The 18,869-nt window shown below is 71.7% G+C and carries 16 protein-coding genes, 2 tRNA genes and 1 pseudogene; 9 read left to right on the plus strand and 10 right to left on the minus strand.

The window, feature by feature from the left end; translation table 11 throughout:
- Positions 1 to 109 precede the first annotated feature (109 nt).
- Positions 110 to 1,660 carry an aldehyde dehydrogenase family protein gene (locus ACTWP8_RS28925; protein WP_443325035.1) on the plus strand — a complete coding sequence of 517 codons (1,551 nt, stop codon included), beginning with the start codon at positions 110 to 112 and terminating at the stop codon, positions 1,658 to 1,660.
- A gap of 471 nt (positions 1,661 to 2,131) precedes the next feature.
- Positions 2,132 to 2,215, plus strand: a tRNA-Leu gene (locus tag ACTWP8_RS28930).
- Positions 2,216 to 2,440: 225 nt separating this feature from the next.
- On the opposite strand, the gene ACTWP8_RS28935 is transcribed toward ACTWP8_RS28930, so the two are convergent.
- From ACTWP8_RS28935 to ACTWP8_RS28945, 3 genes are all read right to left on the minus strand, one after another.
- Positions 2,441 to 2,584 carry a hypothetical protein gene (locus ACTWP8_RS28935; RefSeq protein ID WP_443325036.1) on the minus strand — a complete coding sequence of 48 codons (144 nt, stop codon included), beginning with the start codon at positions 2,582 to 2,584 and terminating at the stop codon, positions 2,441 to 2,443.
- A gap of 199 nt (positions 2,585 to 2,783) precedes the next feature.
- A complete protein-coding gene (locus tag ACTWP8_RS28940; protein WP_443325037.1) occupies positions 2,784 to 3,236 on the minus strand; it encodes a PIN domain-containing protein in 453 nt (150 codons plus the stop codon).
- Positions 3,229 to 3,519 (minus strand): type II toxin-antitoxin system Phd/YefM family antitoxin, encoded by a 291-nt coding sequence (locus ACTWP8_RS28945; protein WP_443325038.1) that lies wholly within the window; start codon positions 3,517 to 3,519, stop codon positions 3,229 to 3,231. Before ACTWP8_RS28945 ends, ACTWP8_RS28940 begins: the two co-directional genes overlap by 8 nt.
- 439 nt (positions 3,520 to 3,958) lie before the next feature.
- Here ACTWP8_RS28945 and ACTWP8_RS28950 point away from each other — a divergent pair.
- Positions 3,959 to 4,072, plus strand: a pseudogene (locus tag ACTWP8_RS28950) (transcriptional regulator); the annotation flags it as partial.
- 157 nt (positions 4,073 to 4,229) lie between these two features.
- Here the strand turns inward: ACTWP8_RS28950 and ACTWP8_RS28955 are convergent.
- The 4 genes from ACTWP8_RS28955 to ACTWP8_RS28970 form a co-directional block, all read right to left on the minus strand.
- Positions 4,230 to 5,747, minus strand: a complete 1,518-nt coding sequence (locus tag ACTWP8_RS28955) for a carbohydrate-binding protein (RefSeq protein WP_443325039.1) — start codon at positions 5,745 to 5,747, stop codon at positions 4,230 to 4,232.
- Between the two features lie 334 nt (positions 5,748 to 6,081).
- Positions 6,082 to 6,699, minus strand: coding sequence for a DUF3060 domain-containing protein (locus ACTWP8_RS28960; RefSeq protein ID WP_443325040.1), 618 nt, complete (start codon positions 6,697 to 6,699; stop codon positions 6,082 to 6,084).
- Between the two features lie 32 nt (positions 6,700 to 6,731).
- The gene (locus ACTWP8_RS28965) at positions 6,732 to 7,769 is read right to left on the minus strand and encodes a sensor histidine kinase (RefSeq protein WP_443325041.1); all 1,038 of its coding nucleotides are present in this window, start codon (positions 7,767 to 7,769) and stop codon (positions 6,732 to 6,734) included.
- Positions 7,766 to 8,491 carry a response regulator transcription factor gene (locus ACTWP8_RS28970; RefSeq protein ID WP_443325042.1) on the minus strand — a complete coding sequence of 242 codons (726 nt, stop codon included), beginning with the start codon at positions 8,489 to 8,491 and terminating at the stop codon, positions 7,766 to 7,768. Before ACTWP8_RS28970 ends, ACTWP8_RS28965 begins: the two co-directional genes overlap by 4 nt.
- A gap of 111 nt (positions 8,492 to 8,602) precedes the next feature.
- Here ACTWP8_RS28970 and ACTWP8_RS28975 point away from each other — a divergent pair, with 111 nt between their 5' ends.
- Positions 8,603 to 9,517 carry a metallophosphoesterase family protein gene (locus ACTWP8_RS28975; RefSeq protein ID WP_443325043.1) on the plus strand — a complete coding sequence of 305 codons (915 nt, stop codon included), beginning with the start codon at positions 8,603 to 8,605 and terminating at the stop codon, positions 9,515 to 9,517.
- A 79-nt stretch (positions 9,518 to 9,596) separates the two neighbouring features.
- Positions 9,597 to 10,427 carry a TylF/MycF/NovP-related O-methyltransferase gene (locus tag ACTWP8_RS28980; protein WP_443325044.1) on the plus strand — a complete coding sequence of 277 codons (831 nt, stop codon included), beginning with the start codon at positions 9,597 to 9,599 and terminating at the stop codon, positions 10,425 to 10,427.
- Between the two features lie 20 nt (positions 10,428 to 10,447).
- On the opposite strand, the gene ACTWP8_RS28985 is transcribed toward ACTWP8_RS28980, so the two are convergent.
- From ACTWP8_RS28985 to ACTWP8_RS28995, 3 genes are all read right to left on the minus strand, one after another.
- Positions 10,448 to 10,936, minus strand: coding sequence for a glutathione peroxidase (locus tag ACTWP8_RS28985; RefSeq protein ID WP_443325045.1), 489 nt, complete (start codon positions 10,934 to 10,936; stop codon positions 10,448 to 10,450).
- Between the two features lie 53 nt (positions 10,937 to 10,989).
- Positions 10,990 to 11,063 (minus strand) — tRNA-Met (locus ACTWP8_RS28990).
- Positions 11,064 to 11,259: 196 nt separating this feature from the next.
- Positions 11,260 to 11,502, minus strand: a complete 243-nt coding sequence (locus ACTWP8_RS28995) for a WhiB family transcriptional regulator (protein ID WP_443325046.1) — start codon at positions 11,500 to 11,502, stop codon at positions 11,260 to 11,262.
- A 152-nt stretch (positions 11,503 to 11,654) separates the two neighbouring features.
- Here ACTWP8_RS28995 and ACTWP8_RS29000 point away from each other — a divergent pair, with 152 nt between their 5' ends.
- The 4 genes from ACTWP8_RS29000 (at position 11,655) to ACTWP8_RS29015 (ending at position 18,856) form a co-directional block, all read left to right on the plus strand.
- Positions 11,655 to 13,124, plus strand: a complete 1,470-nt coding sequence (locus ACTWP8_RS29000) for an aldehyde dehydrogenase family protein (RefSeq protein WP_443325047.1) — start codon at positions 11,655 to 11,657, stop codon at positions 13,122 to 13,124.
- The gene (locus ACTWP8_RS29005) at positions 13,121 to 14,677 is read left to right on the plus strand and encodes an APC family permease (protein WP_443325048.1); all 1,557 of its coding nucleotides are present in this window, start codon (positions 13,121 to 13,123) and stop codon (positions 14,675 to 14,677) included. The genes ACTWP8_RS29000 and ACTWP8_RS29005 overlap by 4 nt, the downstream gene beginning before the upstream one ends.
- A 2-nt stretch (positions 14,678 to 14,679) precedes the next feature.
- On the plus strand, positions 14,680 to 16,248 hold the full coding sequence (locus ACTWP8_RS29010) for a GMC family oxidoreductase (protein ID WP_443325049.1): 1,569 nt from the start codon (positions 14,680 to 14,682) through the stop codon (positions 16,246 to 16,248).
- Between the two features lie 208 nt (positions 16,249 to 16,456).
- Positions 16,457 to 18,856, plus strand: a complete 2,400-nt coding sequence (locus ACTWP8_RS29015; protein ID WP_443325050.1) for a DUF3376 domain-containing protein — start codon at positions 16,457 to 16,459, stop codon at positions 18,854 to 18,856.
- Positions 18,857 to 18,869 lie beyond the last annotated feature (13 nt).

The raw sequence follows: 18,869 nt of genomic DNA on the forward strand, positions 1-18,869 counted from the left end.
GCCCTCACTCACTACCGTCCAGTAAAGAGAGGTCGGGCACTTCGCTCGGGGTACCCGGCCGAAAAGCCACATCCCCGCCCCGCCCGTGCAACGAGAGCGGAGACACCCGATGGCATCCACCCTCACCCTCAAGCCCGGAACCGCCTGGTCCGACGCGTGGCAGCGCTGTCTGGCCGTCGCCCCCGAGGCCTTCCGGCACGACCGCGTCCTCAACCTCTGGGCCGGGAGCTGGCAGGCCGACGGCCGCCCGCTGCCCGCCGCCAGTCCCGTCGACGGCAGCCCCATCGCCGGACCGCCCCGGCTCGACTCCACCACCGCCCAGCAGGCCGTACGCGCCTCCCTCGACCAGCACCGCGGCTGGCGGCACGTACCGCTGCCCGAGCGCAGGGCCCGCGTCGCCGCCGCTCTCGACGCGCTCACCGAGCACCGCGAGCTGCTCGCCCTGCTGCTCGTCTGGGAGATCGGCAAGCCGTGGCGGCTGGCCCAGGCGGATGTGGATCGCGCCATCGACGGGGTGCGCTGGTACGTCGACGGCATCGAGCCCATGCTCGGCGACCGCGTCCCGCTCGACGGACCGGTCAGCAACATCGCCAGCTGGAACTACCCGATGAGCGTGCTCGTCCACGCCATGCTCGTCCAGGCGCTGGCCGGGGACGCCGTCATCGCCAAGGCCCCCACCGACGGCGGCCTGGCCTGCCTCACCCTCGCGTGCGCCCTGATCCACCGCGAGGGTGTCCCGGTCACGCTGGTCAGCGGCAGCGGCAGCGAGCTGTCCGAGGCCCTGGTCCGCTCACCGGAGATCGGCTGCGTCTCCTTCGTCGGCGGCCGCGACACCGGCGGCCGGGTCGCCACCGCCGTCGCCGACCTCGGCAAGCGCCACATCCTCGAGCAGGAGGGCCTCAACTGCTGGGGGATCTGGGAGTACAGCGACTGGGACGCCCTCTCGGCCGTGATCCCCAAGCTCTTCGACTACGGCAAGCAGCGCTGCACCGCCTACCCGCGCTTCGTCGTCCAGCGCTCGCTCTTCGACTCCTTCCTCGCCGCCTACCTCCCGGCGGTGAAGTCCGTACGCCTGGGCCACCCGCTCGCGGTCGCATCCCCCGACGACCCGCTGCCCGAGCTCGACTTCGGCCCGCTGATCAACGCGGCGAAGGCCAAGGAGCTGGGCGACCAGGTGGCCGAGGCCATCGACCGGGGCGCCGTACCCCTGCACCGCGGGAGCCTGGACGACAGCCGCTTCCTGTCCGGGCAGGACACCTCCGCGTACCTCCCGCCCGTGACGCTGCTGGGCCCCCCGCCCAGCTCGCCGCTGCACCACGCCGAGCCCTTCGGCCCCGTCGACACCATCGTGCTGGTGGACACCGAGGCCGAGCTGCTGGCCGCGATGAACGCCAGCAACGGCGCGCTGGTCGCGACGCTGTCCTGCGACAACGAGGAGACCGCGCGGCGGCTCGCCTCCGAGGTGCGGGCCTTCAAGGTCGGCCTGGGCAAGCCGCGCTCGCGCGGCGACCGGGAGGAGCTGTTCGGCGGCTTCGGCGCGTCCTGGCGCGGCGCGTTCGTGGGCGGCGAGCTGCTCGTACGGGCGGTGACCCAGGGCCCGGCGGGCGAGCGGCTGCCGGGGAACTTCCCCGACTACCACCTGATGCCGACGGCGGCGTAGGCAGCGGAGGTACGGGGCCGGGCCCAGCGCGCGCCCGGCCCCGCAGCCCGGCCGCTCGGCCACTGGCCCGTCCCGTCCGGCCCGGGCCGGGCGACGGTCCCGGCCCGGCCTCAGCTGATGCCCTGCCGGGGAGTCGGGAGAGCTGGAGAACTGCCGCTCGGGGCCCCGTCCCCGTCCCGGTGGAGCACCTCGGCAGCGACAGCACCAGCAGCGAGCAGCCCCCGGCACCGGCGCGAACCAGGACGAGTCGCGCAGCCGCTCGCGCAGCCGCTCGCGCAGCCGCTCGCGCAGCGGCGACAGCGGCCTGGGCCTCCGGCGGCTGTGCCTCCTGCCGATCGCCGATCCGCTCGGCACAGGTTGTGTCACGCCGCTCACTCCAAGTGCAACAGCACCCGTGGATACGCAGGTGAAAGCCACGTCGAACCCCTGGTATCGTGGTGGACGTCGCCGCGGGAGACCGCGGTTCACCTCGTCCGGGTGGCGGAATGGCAGACGCGCTAGCTTGAGGTGCTAGTGCCCGTAAAGGGCGTGGGGGTTCAAGTCCCCCCTCGGACACTTACTTCTTAAATGTGTGTTCAAGTGACGCGGATTGTGGCTAACGGTCGCAGTCCGCGTCTTTGTGTCTGTGCTCGCGCCTCGCCCCAGAGCAAGCCCGGCGACGGAGACGGCGAGTCCCTCCGCCTCGATGCCGACCTGCTCCACGCCCCCGAGTCGGTGCAGTTCACGAGTCCCGCCGTCGAGGCCAACCGGTGACCCGCCCTCGGGCACCCAACAGCCGCCTTACGAGGTCGCGGCGGCCATATTCGAGCCGCGGACCAGCCGGGCCTTGTGCGGGGTGCGCCAGGAGTGGCCGAGGTAGTCGACCAGTGGGAAGTCGTCCTCCGTACGCCACTCGGCCAGGCCGTCGGAGCTGCGCCCGGCCACCACCGAAGCCGCGCCGAGGGAGAGTTGCTATGCCGGGCAGCGTCTCGGCGCGGACGGGCGAACCGGCGAGGACGAGGAACTTCAGGCTCCCGTCGGCGCGCAGCACCGGCGATTGCGACTCGATCACGCCGTCTCCTACGAGGCTCTTGGGGAAGCTCGTCCCCCCTCGACGGGCGGCGGCTCCATGCCCCGGAAGTCGTCAGAGATCGTCGGGGAGCAGCCGGAAGGCGGCCTGGCCCGTGAGCGGCCGCATCATGCGGAAGTGGCTGTCCGTGGTGAACACGTCCGCCGTCTGGAAGGCTGACGCCAGGGCCACATTCATCGCGTCAACGAGTCCCACCCCTGCTCCGCCGTCCGCGTCCGCGTACCCGCGCATCACCGCCATGGCGCTCCGGAGGTGGGGCGCGGTATCCGGGATCTCGAACCGGCGGGTCTCCGCCTGCTGGGCAATGAAGTCGAGCGCGTTCATGGACGCCGTAGGGCCGATCCTTGAGGTCAACAAGTAGTCCAGCTCGGTGAGCACCATGGGCGACACCACGAGGTGGCCCATGCGCGCGAGTGCTTCCCGGTGGGCCGCGTGGCGGGGGTCCTTCGCCGTGAACAGTCGGTACAGGGCGTTGGTGTCGGCGATCGCGACCGGGATGTCAGGCATCTGTCCCCTCAGCCGCATCGGCTCCGCCCATGCCCCGCAGAGTCGCCTCGATCTCGTCGTCGTCAAGTACGGGACCGCCCAGATCCGGAAGGTTCAGGTCCCCCATGGGGTCGGTCCGGAACGGGTACGCAGGCCGGCCCGTCAGCGCACCCCGGGGCACGATGTCTCCTATGGGCACCCCGTCCTTGGTGATGGTGACCGTCTCCCCGGCGGCCACACGGGCCAGGACGCGCGATGTCTGCTGGTTGAGTTCCCTCAGCGGGACCTCCGCGTTGTCACTCATGCGCCCAGCGTACTACTCGTTCTACATGGCTGCACGGTCACCGTGGAGTCCCCGGCGGACGGCGGCCTCGTCCTGCGCCCTGGAAGGCGAGGGTAATGAGGAACTCGCCGCCTGGCCGCCCGACCCGATGCCGCGTTCAGTCGGGGCCGTAGCCCAGCTTCGGCCACAAGGTCTTGCTCGCGGGCGGGTACGGCTCCGTGCCTCAGAGGTCGGCGAGCGCGACGACCAGGAGTAGGCCAGATCCCGACTCGCCGTCCGGCTGGGAGGTCGGCCGGATTGGGCGGGGAGTATCTCGCCGCACGTGACGGTGGCCGCGATGCGGAGCGTGCCCGTCGGGGCATAGAGCGCGGGGGTGAGCCGGCAGGCGCGGCCTTGCACACGTCCGTGCGTGGCCGGGGTTGGCGGCTGGCTCAGCGACGATCTGCTGGAGGGGCCGCGTATGACAACCGACAACGCCGAGGTCACGGGAAACGTCGACTGGGAGCGGGAGCCGGATCCCTCGGGCAGTCTGCGGACCTTCGGGGCCGTCGTCCAGGCCCTGCGCCCCGGAGCCTGCGAGGGCGGCGATGCGGGGCCGCGCCGGTCGTCGCCCACCGGGACCGCTCGGTGCCTCGCCAAGGGATGTGGAAAACGGCTGCTCTCCTCCTCACGGGGCGGTACGGCACGGGTGACGACCGCCGGATATGACCGTGTGCGTGGATGGGAGTCCGTCACCGATCGCCGCCTGACCGGCCCGCCCCGAACCACAGCACCTCGGTGCACGCCGCGGCCGATGTCGAACAGTGGGCGGTCAGGTACACCTCGTGCACGCCCCGGGTCGCGGGGATCGGGGTGGACACCTCGCCGACGGAGCCGTCGGCGGGCGCGGCGAGCACTGCGAGCGGGCGTGCGGCGAGCGAGTCCAGCCGCACTTCCAGCACACCGCGCCCGCCGACCGGGGCCGAGATGCAGGCATTGAGCCGGGTGGCCGCGGCGCCGGTGAAGTCCACTCGGTCGTAGCGCAGCCAGGAGGAGGGGCCGAGTGCCCTGGCCTGTGGGTGCTCGCCACGGCCGGGCACGGTACGGGCCTGCACCGCGTAGGTGTCGGCGGGCACGGGCGGGTTGTCCTGAGCGGCCGGCTCTCCCTTCGGCAGGCACACCAGGGCGGCCAGCACAGCGATGAACCCCACGGCACCGAGCCCAGTGGCCCGCAACGGCAGCGGCAGCGGGTGCCGTGGGCCGGAGGCTCCGGTTCCGCGCTCCCCGGGCCTGCGCCCCGGGCCGGTGGGCACCACTTCGGGAACTGATCCGTGACGGGATTCGGGAATCGGTCCGGGTCCGGTTTCGGGAATCGGTCCGGGGCCGGTTTCGGGTATCGGTCCGGGTCCGGGTCCGGTTTCGGGAATGGGCTCGGGGCCGGTCTCGGGAATCGGTTCCGGAAAGGATCCGGGGATGGAATACGGCGCCGGTTCGGGCAGAAGGCTCTCGATGTCCAGCCCGAGCAGCGCGCGTTCGAGGAACCGCGGTTCGCGTTCCGGCGGCGCGGTGGCTGCCTTGGTCACCTGATAGGTGTGCCCCGGCCACCAGCCCAGCAGCAGCGGCGGCAGCATCCGCCGCAGCCGGATGGACAGCTCCTCGGAGGAGCCGGCCCCGGTGCCGGCGTCGGCGACCGCGCGGTGCAGCATGTCCGTGGCCTGCCCCGTTCTCAGGGCGAGCTGCCTCGGGTCCAGCCCGGTGATTCTCGCCACCAGCCCGGGCTCGTCCCGCTCCACGACGGCGTGCCACAGCAGGCACCGCGCGCATTCCGGCAAGCCGGTGAACGAGGTGATGAGCGGCCGGTCGTCGTACAGCGGCCACTGGCAGCCATGGGCCACCCAACTGCGGAACCTCGGTGTGAAGGAGACCTCGCACGCCTGGCCCTGGACGGCCGCGGTGTGCATCTGGACGGCCGTGGTGCGCACCGCGTTCAGGAGCCGTAAGCGCAGACAGCCATGGTGGCGCCGGTCGAGCACCGCGACGGTTCCCTCCAGGGTCTCCCGCAGCACTTCGGCGTAGGCCCTGCAGGCGAGCTGGTGTGCGTCGGCGGGACGGCGGACGCAGTGGGCCGCGTAGCCGAACACCGCGGGATAGTGGCGGCGGTAGAGCGTCCCGAACGCGGCGGTCCACCCCTCGCGCACCAGGCTGAGCAGCTTGGCGTCGGAGCGGGATTCCGCGCGATCGTCGGAATGGGGACCGCGGCGTGGCCGCATGGCGAACCTCCTTGGGGGCGGAGGGGCGGGTGCACCGGAGGCCACGCACCCGTCCCCGGTGTCGCGGTGTCCGCGCGCCGTGCGGCGTACGACATTCGGCTGTACGAAATTTGCTGTACGAAATTCGGCGTACGAGATCGTCCGGCGGCGGGCGTACGGGAATGGCCGCGGCCGAGTTCCGGTGCAGGGCGCCCGGCCGGTGCCGGGTGGCGGGCCGGTGCAGGGTGCCCGGCCGGTGCAGGGTGCCCGGCCGGTGCCGGGGCGGGCCGGCCGGGTGTCAGGGCAGGTGGCGCGGGCGGTCGCGAGAAGCCGCGGGGTGCCGGAGGAGCAGGGCTCAGTCGGGCGTGCCGCAGCCGGTGAAGTCGTTGTCGCCGCCGTTGGAGTGGGCTCTCGGCTGCGCGCCGTCGAGGCCGCGGCCGCAGCTCACGTCGTTGTTCTCGCCGTACACCGTGACCTCGCCGACCCGGTCGATGACGATGTCGTCGACGTCGCCGTACACCGAAACGCTGGGGCACTCGCCGCGGAGGCCCACCGTGGCACCGCTGGCCTCGATGACGACCTCTCTGCCCTGGCAGTCGATGGTGGCGCCATCCCACTCCTGGACACCTGCGCCGTATGTGGGCTGCGGCTTCGGGCTCGTGGGGGAACTGCTCGGCTTCCGGGGCTTGTCGGACGTCTCGGGCGCCTCGCGCACCTCGGTCGTGTGCTCGACCGGTCTGACGCGACTGGGGGTGTGCGAGGGCGTCGCCGTCGCGGTGAAGGTGGTCGGGCGCGCGGACTTGGTGGGCGCGTCGGAGGACCGCTCACGGCCCTCAATGGCGTCGGGGAGGTCCGGGGGCGCTGCCGTCGGGGCCGTCGGGCGCGGTGCCTTGTCGACCACGCCCACCTGGCAGGCGCTGACCGCCAGCGCCGCCAGGCCGACCCCGACAGCGGTGATGACAGATACGCGCATGGGCGCTCCCCGGGATGTCCTGAACTGCCGCGTCAAGAAACGCTCTTACGGTAGCGGGCGGGTGTGGCACGGGTTTGCCGAGCGTGTGCCGAGTTCGCGACATCCCGTCGTGCCCCCGGCCTGCCGGGAAGGTCCGGATGGACCGGCAGGCGCAGCCGTACCACCGTTCCCACCCCCGCGACGCTGTGCAGCTCGCAGCCGCCCTCATGCCGCTGCACGATGGTGCGCACCAGCGACAGTCCCAGCCCGCATCCGGGAAGGGCCCGCGCCGCGCGCCCGCGGACGAGTTCCTCCCACACCTGGGGGGCCTCGTCCGCCTCGATGCCCATGCCGGTGTCCGCGGCCTCCACGACGACATGCCCGCGCTCGTGGAAGCCGCGCAGCTCCACCGTCCCGTCCGGGCCGCTGTACTTGACCGCGTTGACCACCAGGTTGTGCACGGCCAGTGCCAGCAGGTCGGCGTCCCCGACGACCGGCGGGAGCGGCCAGGGGACCGTCGGGACCACCACCTTGATCTCGCGCCCGTTCATGCCCTCCACGTCCGCGGCCGCCTCCGCGGCCTCGGTCAGCAGCTCCCCGATGTCGACCGGCCTCCGGTCCAGCGGGCGGTCGGCGAGATCCGTGAGCTTGCGCAGGTCCCTCACCAGCCGTTCCAGCCGTACCGTCTGCGCCTCCACGCCCGTCACGGTGGCTCGGAGGGGCTCTGTCGCCGCGCTGGACGCCGCGATGTTCGCCAGGCCCGCCCGGATCGCCGTCAGCGGGTTCTTGAGTTCGTGGTCGAGCCGCTCCAGGAAACGGTGGTGCGCCGCCCGGCCGGCCGCCGCCTCCTGGAGCGCCCCCGTCCTGCGAGCCGCGACGATCCGGAGCCGGACCAGGACCGTGGCGGCGGCCAGCAGCACCAATGTCGTCCCGCAGCCCAGCGCCGCCGCGGCGGCCGAGCCGCTGATGTAGACCTCCGTGCCGGGAGCCGTCCGCCTCAGCCAAAGGGCCGCCCCCGCCGTCACCGCCACGCACAGCAGCGGCCCCTTCCACACGCGCAGCATCCGTAGCGCAGGCGATCGCACGGTCATGCCATCCGCTCCACCGGCACCGCGAAGCGGTAGCCCTGGCCCGGAACGGTCTCGATCCACCGCGCCGCCCTGCCCGGTTCGTCACCCAGGGCGCGGCGCAGCTCCGCTATCCGGTTGTCGACCGCCCGGGTGCCCGTCGCGCACTGCCATCCCCACAGCGCCTCCAGCAGCCGCTCCCTGGTCAGCAGTTCGTCGGGATGGGTCATCAGGTAGTCCAGCAGCAGAGCGGCCTTCGGGGTCAGCGTCAGTTCGCGCCCCGCGAGCCAGGTCCGCCGCGAGACCCGGTCGAGGCGCAGCGCACCCGCGCGCAGCTGCTGTGCGGCGACCAGCGGGGGGAGCCCGCGCCGCGCCCGGCGCAGTACCGCGCGGAGCCGGGCCACCAGCTCGTAGGGGTCGAACGGCTTGTTGAGGTAGTCGTCCGCGCCCTCCTCCAGGGCCATCGCGCGCTCGGTGGACTCGCCGACCCGGGTCAGCAGGACGACCGGGGTCCACCGTCCCTGCCGGCGCAGCTCCCGCAGTACGTCGCGCCCGCTCAGTCCCGGCATGACGACGTCGAGGACGATCAGGTCCGGGTCGTCCTCGACGAGCCGCCGTAACGACGCGGACCCGTCGTGCACCACACTCACCTGGAATCCTGCCCGCTGCAGCACCGGCCTGAGCTGCTCGGTGATGGCCTTCTCGTCATCGGCCAGCAGCACTGTGGCCGCATCCCCGGATTGCACGCAACTCCCCACACAGACCCGCGCCGCCGTTGGCGCCCGACACAACGTAGCCGACCGGCGCAGGGCGCGGCACGCGGTGGGGCGCGCCCCGCTCGGTGCGCGCCCCACCGTATGCCCCATCCTTGGAGTGCGGGCGGGCCGCTCGGCCCGTGCGGAGGGAGAGGAGGGGCGTTGCCGAGTCTGCCGAGTCTGCTCGCCGTCAGCGACCTGCACGTCGGACACAAGGAGAACCGGCCCATCGTCGAGGGGCTCCGGCCGACGACCGACGAGGACTGGCTGATCGTGGCCGGCGACGTGGGCGAGTTCGTCCGCGACATCGAATGGGCCCTGACCACGCTCAAGCAGCACTTCGCCGAGGTGATCTGGCTGCCCGGCAACCACGAGCTGTGGACCCCGCCGGACGACCCGGTGCAGCTGCGTGGCGAGGAGCGCTACCGCCATCTCGTCGCCCTGTGCCGCCGGTTGGGCGTGCTGACCCCCGAAGACCCGTATCCCGTCTGGGAGAGCGAAGGCGGCCCGGTCGCCGTCGTACCGATGTTCCTGCTCTACGACTACTCGTTTCTGCCCGAGGGCGCCGCCAACGCGCGCGAGGGGCTGCGCATGGCGTACGACGCCGGGGTGGTGGGCACGGACGAGATGCTGCTGCACCCCGATCCCCTGACGTCCCGTGAGGAGTGGTGCCGCGCCCGCGTCGCCGAGACGGAGCGGCGGCTCGCGGACCTCGACCCCGGCCTGCGCACCGTCCTGGCCAACCACTTCCCGCTGACCCGTGAGCCGACCCGCATCCTGCGCTACCCCGAGTTCGCCCTGTGGTGCGGCACGGAGCTCACCGCGGACTGGCATGTGAAGTACCGGGCCGCGGAAGTCGTCTACGGGCATCTGCACATCCCGCGCACGCTCTGGCAGGACGGCGTCCGGTTCACCGAGGTCTCGCTCGGCTACCCGCGCGAATGGCGCCGGCGCGCGACTGGTCCGTACGCCGCGCAGCCGATCCTCCGCCGCGCGGCGGGCCGGGTGCCGCGCTGAGGCGCTCGGGCGGCGGCCGCACTCGTCCCCCCGCCCCTCTCCCCGAGCAGCCGGGCCAGTCCGGGGCTACGTTGCCTGTATGGGCTGGAAAGATGCGGTCAACCGATCACTTCGCGGTCTCACCGGTTACGAGGTGCGCAAGGCGCCCGCCGCGCGGCTGCGGCGCCGCGCCAGGGGCAAGACCCCAGCGCCGTCGTCCGGCGGGCCGAGCGGGCCGAGCGGGCCGAGCGCGCTGAGACTCCCCGCCGACTACGACGACGAGGCGCGCGAGTGCATCCAGGCCGTGCGGCCGTACACGATGACCTCCCCCGAACGGCTGAACGCGCTCATCCTCGCCACCCGTCACGTCGCCAGGCACCAGATCCCGGGCGCGTTCGTCGAGTGCGGCGTGTGGCGCGGCGGCAGCATGCAGGCGGTCGCCCGTACGCTCGTGTCCGCCCGCGAGACCACCCGCGACCTCTATCTCTTCGACACCTTCGAGGGCATGCCCCCGCCCACGGACAAGGACCGGCGGGGCGACGGCGAATTCGCCGCGGACCTTCTGGCCCGCCAGTCGAAGGACCGCCCCATCTGGGCCGTCGCCACGCTGGACGACGTACGGCGGGGCTTCGAGGAGATCCCGTATCCCGGGGAGCGGATCCACTACGTGCAGGGCCTGGTCGAGGACACGGTCCCCGCCGCCGCGCCGGACGAGATCGCGGTCCTGCGCCTGGACACCGACTGGTACGAGTCGACCCGGCACGAGCTGGAGCACCTTTACCCCCGCCTGGTCAGCGGCGGCGTGCTGCTCATCGACGACTACGGCTACTGGCAGGGCTCCCGCCAGGCCGTGGACGAGTTCCTGGAGAAGACCGGAGCGGCCCTCCTCCTGCTCCGCATGGACGAGGGCCGCATCGCGGTGAAGCCGTAGCGGCGGCCGGCCGGGCTTGCCTACGCCGGGAGTTGGGCCTCCACGGCGGAGACCAGCGCCGCGTCCTCCGGCTCGGTGCGCGGACGGAACCGCCCGACCACCTCGCCGGCCGGGCTGACGAGGAACTTCTCGAAATTCCACTGGATATCGCCCGCAGCGCCCTCCGCGTCCGGCGTCTTCACCAGCTCCGCGTACAGCGGGTGCCGTCCCTCGCCGTTGACCTCCGCCTTCTCCAGGAGCGGGAAGGTCACGCCGTACGTCGCTGAGCAGAACTCCGCGATCTCCTCCGATGTGCCCGGCTCCTGCCCGGCGAACTGGTTGCAGGGAACGCCGAGGACACTGAAGCCGCGGCCTGCGAAGCGCTCGTGCAGCTGCTCCAGGCCGGTGTACTGCGGGGTCAGACCGCACTTGGACGCGACGTTCACGATCAGCAGGGCCTTGCCCCGGTGCTCGGCCAGGGTCGTCGGTTCGCCGGAGAGGGTGCGCAGCGGAATCTCGTAGATGCTCATGCCGCCCATCAAAGCAGCAGGCCCGGTGCGCTTGCACCGGGCCCACCAATGAGTAGCGGGGACAGGATTTGAACCTGCGACCTCTGGGTTATGAGCCCAGCGAGCTACCGAGCTGCTCCACCCCGCGTCGGTGAACACGACCTTACGCGCTCGGGGCCCTTCCGCCAAATCGTTTTCGCGCCGCCCCTGCTCAATCCCTGCCCAACCCCAGATCAGCCCAGATCAGCGCCCTGATCAGCCCCTGCTCAACCCCTCCCCGACCTGCTCGGCCTCTGCTCCGTCCAAGCCGTACGCGTGCGCCGCCCCCGCAGCGAAGCACGCCCTCAGCGGCGACGGAGCCTGGCCCGCTCCTTCTCCGACAGGCCGCCCCAGACGCCGTAGCGCTCGTCGTTGACCAGGGCGTACTCCAGGCACTGGGCGCGCTCCTCGCAGGCCAGGCACACCCGCTTGGCCTCCCGCGTCGAGCCGCCCGCCTCCGGGAAGAAGAACTCGGGACCGGTCTGCGCACACAGCGCCTGCTCCCAGTCGGGCTCGCGCACTTCCGGACGTATGAAGTGGATCAACATAAGGGCCACTCTCGCGGCCGCCGATCAACGGTCTCTGAACGTCTCATCAACAGCGTGGCGCGCCTGTGACGGGCATCACATAAACTCATCCCTGGTGCACGTCACGTGGGCACGCCGCGCCCCGGGGCACCGGGCGGACCCGGAGGTAGCCCATGCCGGAGCTCTTCATCGACGGCCGATGGACCGCCGCCGTGGCCGGACAGACCCGCGAGATCCGCTGCCCCGCGGACGGCGCGTTCGTGGCCGCCGTGGACGAGGCCGGGCCGAAGGACGCCGCAGCCGCGGTCGCCGCGGCCCGCGACGCCTTCGACCGCGGCCCCTGGCCCCGGACCCCTGCGGCCGAGCGGGCCCGCCTGCTGCTCCGCGTCGCCGACCTTCTGGAGCGCGACAAGGACGCCCTCGCCAGAGCCGAGTCGCTGGACACCGGCAAACGGCTCGTGGAGAGCGAGTACGACCTGGACGACATCGCGAACTGCTTCCGCTACTTCGGCAACCTGATCGGCTCCGGGGCGGGCGACCGGGTCGTCGACACCGGGCAGCCCGGCGTCGACAGCCGGGTGGTGCACGAGCCGGTCGGCGTCTGCTCGCTGATCACGCCCTGGAACTATCCGCTGCTGCAGACCGCCTGGAAGGTCGCCCCCGCGCTCGCCGCGGGCAACACCTTCGTCCTCAAACCCAGCGAGCTCACCCCGCACACCGCCATCGGGCTCATGCACCTGCTGGCCGAGGCAGGGCTGCCGAGCGGGGCCGCGAACCTGGTGCTCGGCGCGGGGCCCGCCGTCGGCGCGCCGCTGACCAGCGACGAGCGGGTCGACCTGGTGTCCTTCACCGGAGGCGTCGCCACCGGGCGGCACATCATGGCCGCGGCCGCGCCCACCGTGAAGAAGATCGCGCTCGAGCTGGGCGGCAAGAACCCGAACATCGTCTTCGCCGACGCCGACTTCGACACCGCGGTCGACTACGCCCTCACCGCCGTCTTCCTGCACTCCGGGCAGGTCTGCTCGGCCGGGGCGCGGCTGCTGGTGCAGCAGGAGCTGCACGACGCGTTCGTCGACGAGCTGGCGGCCAGGGCCCGTACGATCCGGCTCGGCGGCCCCTTCGACGAGCACGCCAGGACCGGCCCGCTGATCTCGGCCGCGCACCGCGACAAGGTCGAGGCGTACGTGGCGGCGGGCCTGGACGAGGGCGCGGTGCTCCGTGTGGGCGGCAAGCGCCCCGACGACCCGGCGCTCCGGGACGGGTACTACTACCTGCCGACCGTGCTGGACGACTGCGTGCCCGGCATGTCCGTGGTGCGGGACGAGTCCTTCGGCCCCGTCCTGACAGTGGAGCGCTTCCGCGACGAGGACGAGGCCCTCGCGCTGGCCAACGACACGATGTACGGCCTGGCCGGAGGCGTGTGGACGCAGGACGCCGGGCGAGCGGAACGGATCGCCTCAAAACTGCGCGCCGGCACTGTCTGGATCAACGACTTCCACCCCTACGTACCGCAGGCGGAATGGGGAGGCATGAAGCAGTCGGGCATCGGCCGGGAGCTCGGGCCCGCGGGGCTCGCCGAGTACCAGGAGTCCAAGCACATCTGGCGCAACACTTCGCCCCGGCCGCAGCGGTGGTTCGAGTGACCGCCACGGAACCGTCGGGCCCGGCCCCCGCGCCCGGCGACCGGCACGACGACGAATCGCTCGCGGAACTCGGCTACCGCCCCGAACTCAAGCGCACACTCGGCAACTTCCACACCTTCGCGGCCGGCGTCAGCTACATCTCCATCCTCACCGGCACCTTCCAGCTGTTCTACTTCGGCGTCGCCTTCGGCGGGCCCGCCTACTGGTGGTCCTGGCCCATGGTCTTCGCAGGACAGCTGATGGTCGCCCTGTGCTTCTGCGAGCTGGCCGCCCGCTACCCGGTGGCCGGCTCGGTCTACAACTGGGCGAAGAAGCTCGGCGGCCCCCATGTCGGCTGGATCGGCGGCTGGATGATGATGACGGCGACCATGGTGACGCTGTCGGCCGTCGCCCTCGCCTACCAGATCACGCTGCCGCAGATCGACCAGTTCTTCCAGTTCGTGGGCGACGGCACCGGCGAGACCGACGCCGCGGCCAACGCCGTACTGCTCGGCTCCGCGCTCATCCTCTTCACCACGCTGATCAACGCCTTCGGCGTCAAGCTCATGGCCCGGATCAACTCCGCAGGCGTCTTCATCGAGCTGATCGCCGCCATCGTGCTGATCATCCTGCTGGCCGCGCACATCACCCGGGGCCCCGGCTCCACCCTGACCGAGACCTACGGGCTCGGCGGCGGCGAGAACCTCGGCTACTTCGGCGCATTCCTGACCGCGTCGCTGGCCTCCGCTTACGTGATGTACGGCTTCGACACGGCCTCGTCCCTCGGCGAGGAGTCCCTGGATCCCTCGCGCAACGCGCCGCGCGCCATCCTGCGGGCCCTGGTCGCCTCCTTCGTGATCGGCGGGCTCATTCTGCTCTTCGCGCTGATGGCCGTGCCGGATCTGCGAGCCGAGCAGCTGTCCACGGGCGGTCTGCAGTACGTGGTGCTCACGGTGCTCGGCTCGACCGTCGGCGAGATCGTGCTGTGGAGCGTGGTCGTGGCGATCACGGTGTGCGCGCTGGCCGTGCACGCCGCCGGCATCCGGCTGATGTTCGCCATGGCCCGGGACAACAACCTCCCCGCGGGCTCGCTCCTCGCCCGGGTGAGCCCCCGCTTCCAGACCCCGGTGGTGCCGTCCATCGTCATCGGCCTGGTCGGCGTCGTCATCCTGGTGGTCAACATCAACCAGCCGCAGATCTTCTCGGTGATCACCAGCATCGCGATCATCATGATCTACCTGGCCTATCTGGCCGTCACCACGCCGATGCTGGTCCAGCGGCTGCGCGGCCGGTGGAAGCCGGCCGAGGGGCGCTTCTCGCTCGGCCGCTTCGGGCTGCCGGTCAACATCATCGCCGTGCTGTGGGGCGCGGCGATGTCCATCAACCTCGCCTGGCCGCGCCCCGACGTCTACAACGCGACGGGCCCGCGCCACTGGTACCTGCAGTGGGGCGCCTTCGTCTTCATCGGCATCGTCGCGGGCGTGGGCTTCGCCTACTACTGGTTCGTCCAGCGGCACCGCACGGGCGTCCTCGAAGAGCACCGCGCCCGGCCCGCAGGGCTGCTGAAGGAGTGACCATGGATGATCCGACCGTGGACGGGGGCTCGTTCGACTACGTGGTCGTCGGCGGCGGCACGGCCGGATCCGTCGTCGCGGCCCGGCTGTCGGAGGACCCGGACGTCACCGTCTGCCTCCTCGAAGCGGGACCGTCCGACGTCGACGACGAGAACATCCTCCGCCTCGACCGGTGGATGACCCTGCTGGAGTCCGGCTACGACTGGGACTACCCCGTGGAGCCCCAGGAGTCCGGCAACAGCTTCCTGCGGCACGCCCGCGCCAAGGTGCTCGGCGGCTGCTCCTCCCACAACTCCTGTATCGCCTTCTGGGCCCCGGCGGAGGACCTCGACGAGTGGGAGGCCCAGGGCTGTACGGGGTGGGGCGCGAAGCACACCTTCCCTCTCTTCCAGCGGCTCGAGTCCAACGACGCGCCCGGCGACCACCACGGCAGGAACGGCCCGGTGATCCTCCGTACGGTCCCGCCGTACGACCCGTGCGGGCGCGCGCTCCTGGAGGCCTGCGCCGCGGTCGACATCCCCACCACGCCCTTCAACACCGGCAGGACGGTGGTGCGCGGCGCGAACTGGTTCCAGATCAACGCCCGCGAGGACGGCGTACGTTCCTCGGCCTCGGTCTCGTATCTGCACCCGGTCCTCGGCAAGCGGCCGAACCTCGACATCCGCACCGGGCTGCAGGCCAAGCGCCTGGTCCTGGACGATGCCGGGCGCTGCACGGGAGTGGAGTACCTGGCGCCCGACCTGATCCATACGCTGGCGGTCGGGGCGCGGCGGGAAGTCATCGTCTCCTGTGGGGCCATCGACACCCCGAAGCTGCTCATGCTGTCCGGGATCGGACCTGCGGAGCACCTGCGTGAGACGGGCGTCGAGGTGCGGGCGGACGCCCCCGGGGTCGGCGGTAACCTCCAGGACCACCCGGAGGGCGTCATCATGTGGGACGCCAGGCAGCCCATGGTCACCTCCTCCAGGCAGTGGTGGGAGATCGGCATCTTCTACGACACCGAAACGGGCCTGGACCGGCCGGACCTGATGTTCCACTACGGCTCGGTGCCCTTCGACATGAACACCTACCGGCGCGGCTATCCGACCTCCGAGAACGCCTTCTGCCTCACCCCGAACGTCACGCGGGCCCGCTCCACCGGCACCGTCCGGCTCCGCACCCGCGACTTCCGCGACAAGCCGAAGGTCGACCCCCGCTACTTCACGCACGAGCACGACGTCCGGGTCATGACGTACGGGCTCCGGCTCGCGCGGCGGATCGCGGAGCAGCAGCCGCTGGCGGACTGGGCGGGCACCGAACTGGCTCCCGGCCCTGGGGCGCAGTCGGACGACGAGTTCTTCGACTACATCCGCAAGACCCACAACACCGTTTACCACCCGGCGTGCACGGCACGGATGGGAGCGCCCGAGGACCCGGACGCGCCGCTCGACCCGCGGCTGAAGGTCAAGGGAGTCACCGGGCTGAGGGTCGCCGACGCGTCGATCATGCCGTTCCTGACGGCGGTCAACCCGTGCATCACGACGATGATGATCGGCGAGAAGTGCGCGGACCTGATCAAGGGGCCGGCGTGACGGCAGATCCCTTCCCCGGCCTGCCGGGGGAGGGGCCTCCGTCCTGATGGCCGCCCGGCCACCGATCTGGGGCGGGCGGACTGCGACGGACTGTATCTGCTGGGCGTGATCCTGGACTGAGGCCGGGGCAGCGGCCGGCTCGATGAGCCGACGCCCGATCGGCTCGTCACCGCATGCGTGCGTACGGCGCGGCGGCGAGGGTGGCCACATGAGCGTTGCGACTGACGAGGAGATCCGGCTCGCGCTGGTGATGAATGGCGGCGTGAGCCTGGCCGTATGGATGGGCGGGGTCACCCACGAGATCGATCTGCTGCGCCGGGCCTCCGATCCGCAGGTGGGACCCAAGACGGTGCGCCCCGAGGACCGGCCCGTCTTCGAGCGGTGGCGCGAGGCGTGCGGCGGGTCGCCGGACGGGCCGAAGCGCCGCGTCGTCGTCGACGTGGTCGCGGGTACCAGCGCCGGCGGGCTGAACGGCACGCTGCTCGCCACCGCCATCGCGCGGGGCACCGCCCTCGACGCCCTCCCGGACAAGCCCGCGAAGCGCAGGAACTCCCATGGGCCGAAGCTGAAGAACGTCTGGCGCAACGACGCGTCACTGGAGTTCGGCAAGCTCCTTCCCCGGCCTGGCGACCGGCCCCGTCCCTCCGTCCTCAGCGGCGATCACTTCGCCTCGGCGATCAGATCCTTCATCGAGAGCATCCCGGAGGCGGAGGGAGGGGAGGGAGCCGAGGGAGCGGCGGGGGCCGAGGACAGGCCGGTCAGCCTGTTCGTGACGGCGACGTCGACGGGGCCGGAGGCGCAGACGTACGTCGACGCGTTCGGCAATGCGCTGTCCTGCGCCGATCACCGCCGGATCTTCCGCTTCGAGAGGCGCGTGGACAAGTACCGGTACCACGCGGTGGTCGCCGGTCTGGAGCCACGTCAGGACGCGTTCGAGAAGCTGTCGCGCAACGACTTCGGCATCAAGAACGGCTTCCCCGAGGCTCTCGTCTCCGCCGCCCGCGCCTCCGCCTCGTACCCCGTGGCCTTCGCGCCGGTCGACGAGACCGGGCTCCAGGAGCTCCGTGTGGATGAGCCACGCGTGGGCGGCCCCGCGTGGCTCATCGACGGCGGAGTCCTCGACAACGCCCCCTTCGCGCCCGTACTGCAGGCCATCGCGAGCCGCGAACTGTCCGGGCCGGTGCGGAGGCTGCTGGTCTACGTGGTGCCCTCCTCCGGCAGCCAGGCCTCCGCCGCCGCGACAGCAGCCGCGACCGCACCGGCGGGTCCGCTCCCCATGCCCCGGTGGACGGAGATCGTCTCCTCCGCGATCCAGTATCCGAGGGAGGCGGACTTCCGGGCGGACGTGGAAGGCATCCAGTCCCTGCTCGGCCAGGCGGACGGGCTCTGGGGCGACGGCACCGAGTTCTTCGGCAGTCTGCTGGACGAGCCCGGCGATGCCCGGGATGCGGCTGCCGCCGACGAACGGCGCGAGCGGGCGACCGCTGCGGCCAGGACGCTGCTGCCCACTTACTGCCGGGCGAGAACCGTCGGCGACATGTTCGAGGCCCGCCGGCTGGTCGCCACTTCCTCGCTCGCCCCGACCAGGGCCGCGGGGCGTGACCTGCCGGCGGCCCCGCTGTGGGTCCCCGGCCCCGCCACCGACCTCGACCGGGACCTCGCCGCGGACCCGTGGCGGTGGGGCGTGACCGGGGCGAGCCAGACGGTGCGCCTGCTCCTCCGCGACCTGCGCAGACGCCTCGACTCGGCCGACGAAACCATGCCGGCCGGAGCGCGGACCGCCCTCTGCGGCGGCCTCGCCGGTCTGAGCAGGGAGTGGATTCCCCGTATCGACGCCGTGAGTGAGGAGATCGTCCGGGCTCAGCGGACCGAGCTGGCGAAGGCGGACGCAACGGATGACGTCGCGGCCCTGATCGCCATGAACCGCTCGCTCGAGAGCCTGCGCGCACCGGAAACGCTCGCGTGGCTGGTCCGCCAAGCCGTGGATGCCTACAAGAGCGCTGCTCAGACCAGGTTCGGTGCGCATGACATCCTGCGGTACGCGCTGAGCGTCGAGGTGATCTCCCGCGCCTTTCACGCCCGGTCCCCGGTCTGCCCGGTGCCGCCGTTCGAGTTCCTACGACTCGGGCCTGACGTGGAATCGCCCATTCTGGGCCCGAGTTTGAACACCCGGGTCAAAATCAAGGCGGAAAGCAAGCTCTACGGCACGCAGCTCCACCACTTCGGCGCCTTCGGCGACCCCTCCTGGCGGGACTGGGACTGGCTGATCGGCCGCCTCGACGCCGTCGCCCACCTGGGCAAGGTGCTCGGCAAGGGCCCGGACTGGGTGGAGGAGACGCAGCGGGCCGTCCTCAAGAGCGAGGGTGTCGAGGTGGACCAGCTCACCGCGCAGGTCGACAGGATGCTGAACATCTCCTGGCCCAAGCTGCTGGATGAGCTCAAGCGCCAGCCCAGGGGGCGGGGCCGCAAGCTGGTGCGGAATGTCGTCAACTCCCTGGCCGACGGCCTGGAACACATGGACCATCCGCCCAAACTCCGCGGCCCCGCCCGCTTCCTCGCCCGCCGCCGGACGGCCCGGCGCATCTGGCTGTGGCGCAAGGGTTTCTGAATCCTGAAAGCAC

The sequence above is a fragment of the Streptomyces sp. 7N604 genome, assembly GCF_052245475.1.
Classification (GTDB): domain Bacteria; phylum Actinomycetota; class Actinomycetes; order Streptomycetales; family Streptomycetaceae; genus Streptomyces.

What these genes read in the sequence shown, in the direction of transcription:
- ACTWP8_RS28925 (WP_443325035.1), top strand. Translation starts at nt 110, where the DNA reads ATGGCATCCACCCTCACCCTCAAGCCCGGAACCGCCTGGTCCGACGCG.
- ACTWP8_RS28940 (WP_443325037.1), bottom strand. Translation starts at nt 3,236, where the DNA reads ATGCCTGACATCCCGGTCGCGATCGCCGACACCAACGCCCTGTACCGA.
- ACTWP8_RS28945 (WP_443325038.1), bottom strand. Translation starts at nt 3,519, where the DNA reads ATGAGTGACAACGCGGAGGTCCCGCTGAGGGAACTCAACCAGCAGACA.
- ACTWP8_RS28955 (WP_443325039.1), bottom strand. Translation starts at nt 5,747, where the DNA reads ATGCGGCCACGCCGCGGTCCCCATTCCGACGATCGCGCGGAATCCCGC.
- ACTWP8_RS28960 (WP_443325040.1), bottom strand. Translation starts at nt 6,699, where the DNA reads ATGCGCGTATCTGTCATCACCGCTGTCGGGGTCGGCCTGGCGGCGCTG.
- ACTWP8_RS28965 (WP_443325041.1), bottom strand. Translation starts at nt 7,769, where the DNA reads ATGACCGTGCGATCGCCTGCGCTACGGATGCTGCGCGTGTGGAAGGGG.
- ACTWP8_RS28975 (WP_443325043.1), top strand. Translation starts at nt 8,603, where the DNA reads ATGCCCCATCCTTGGAGTGCGGGCGGGCCGCTCGGCCCGTGCGGAGGG.
- ACTWP8_RS28980 (WP_443325044.1), top strand. Translation starts at nt 9,597, where the DNA reads ATGGGCTGGAAAGATGCGGTCAACCGATCACTTCGCGGTCTCACCGGT.
- ACTWP8_RS28985 (WP_443325045.1), bottom strand. Translation starts at nt 10,936, where the DNA reads ATGAGCATCTACGAGATTCCGCTGCGCACCCTCTCCGGCGAACCGACG.
- ACTWP8_RS28995 (WP_443325046.1), bottom strand. Translation starts at nt 11,502, where the DNA reads ATGTTGATCCACTTCATACGTCCGGAAGTGCGCGAGCCCGACTGGGAG.
- ACTWP8_RS29000 (WP_443325047.1), top strand. Translation starts at nt 11,655, where the DNA reads ATGCCGGAGCTCTTCATCGACGGCCGATGGACCGCCGCCGTGGCCGGA.
- ACTWP8_RS29010 (WP_443325049.1), top strand. Translation starts at nt 14,680, where the DNA reads ATGGATGATCCGACCGTGGACGGGGGCTCGTTCGACTACGTGGTCGTC.
- ACTWP8_RS29015 (WP_443325050.1), top strand. Translation starts at nt 16,457, where the DNA reads ATGAGCGTTGCGACTGACGAGGAGATCCGGCTCGCGCTGGTGATGAAT.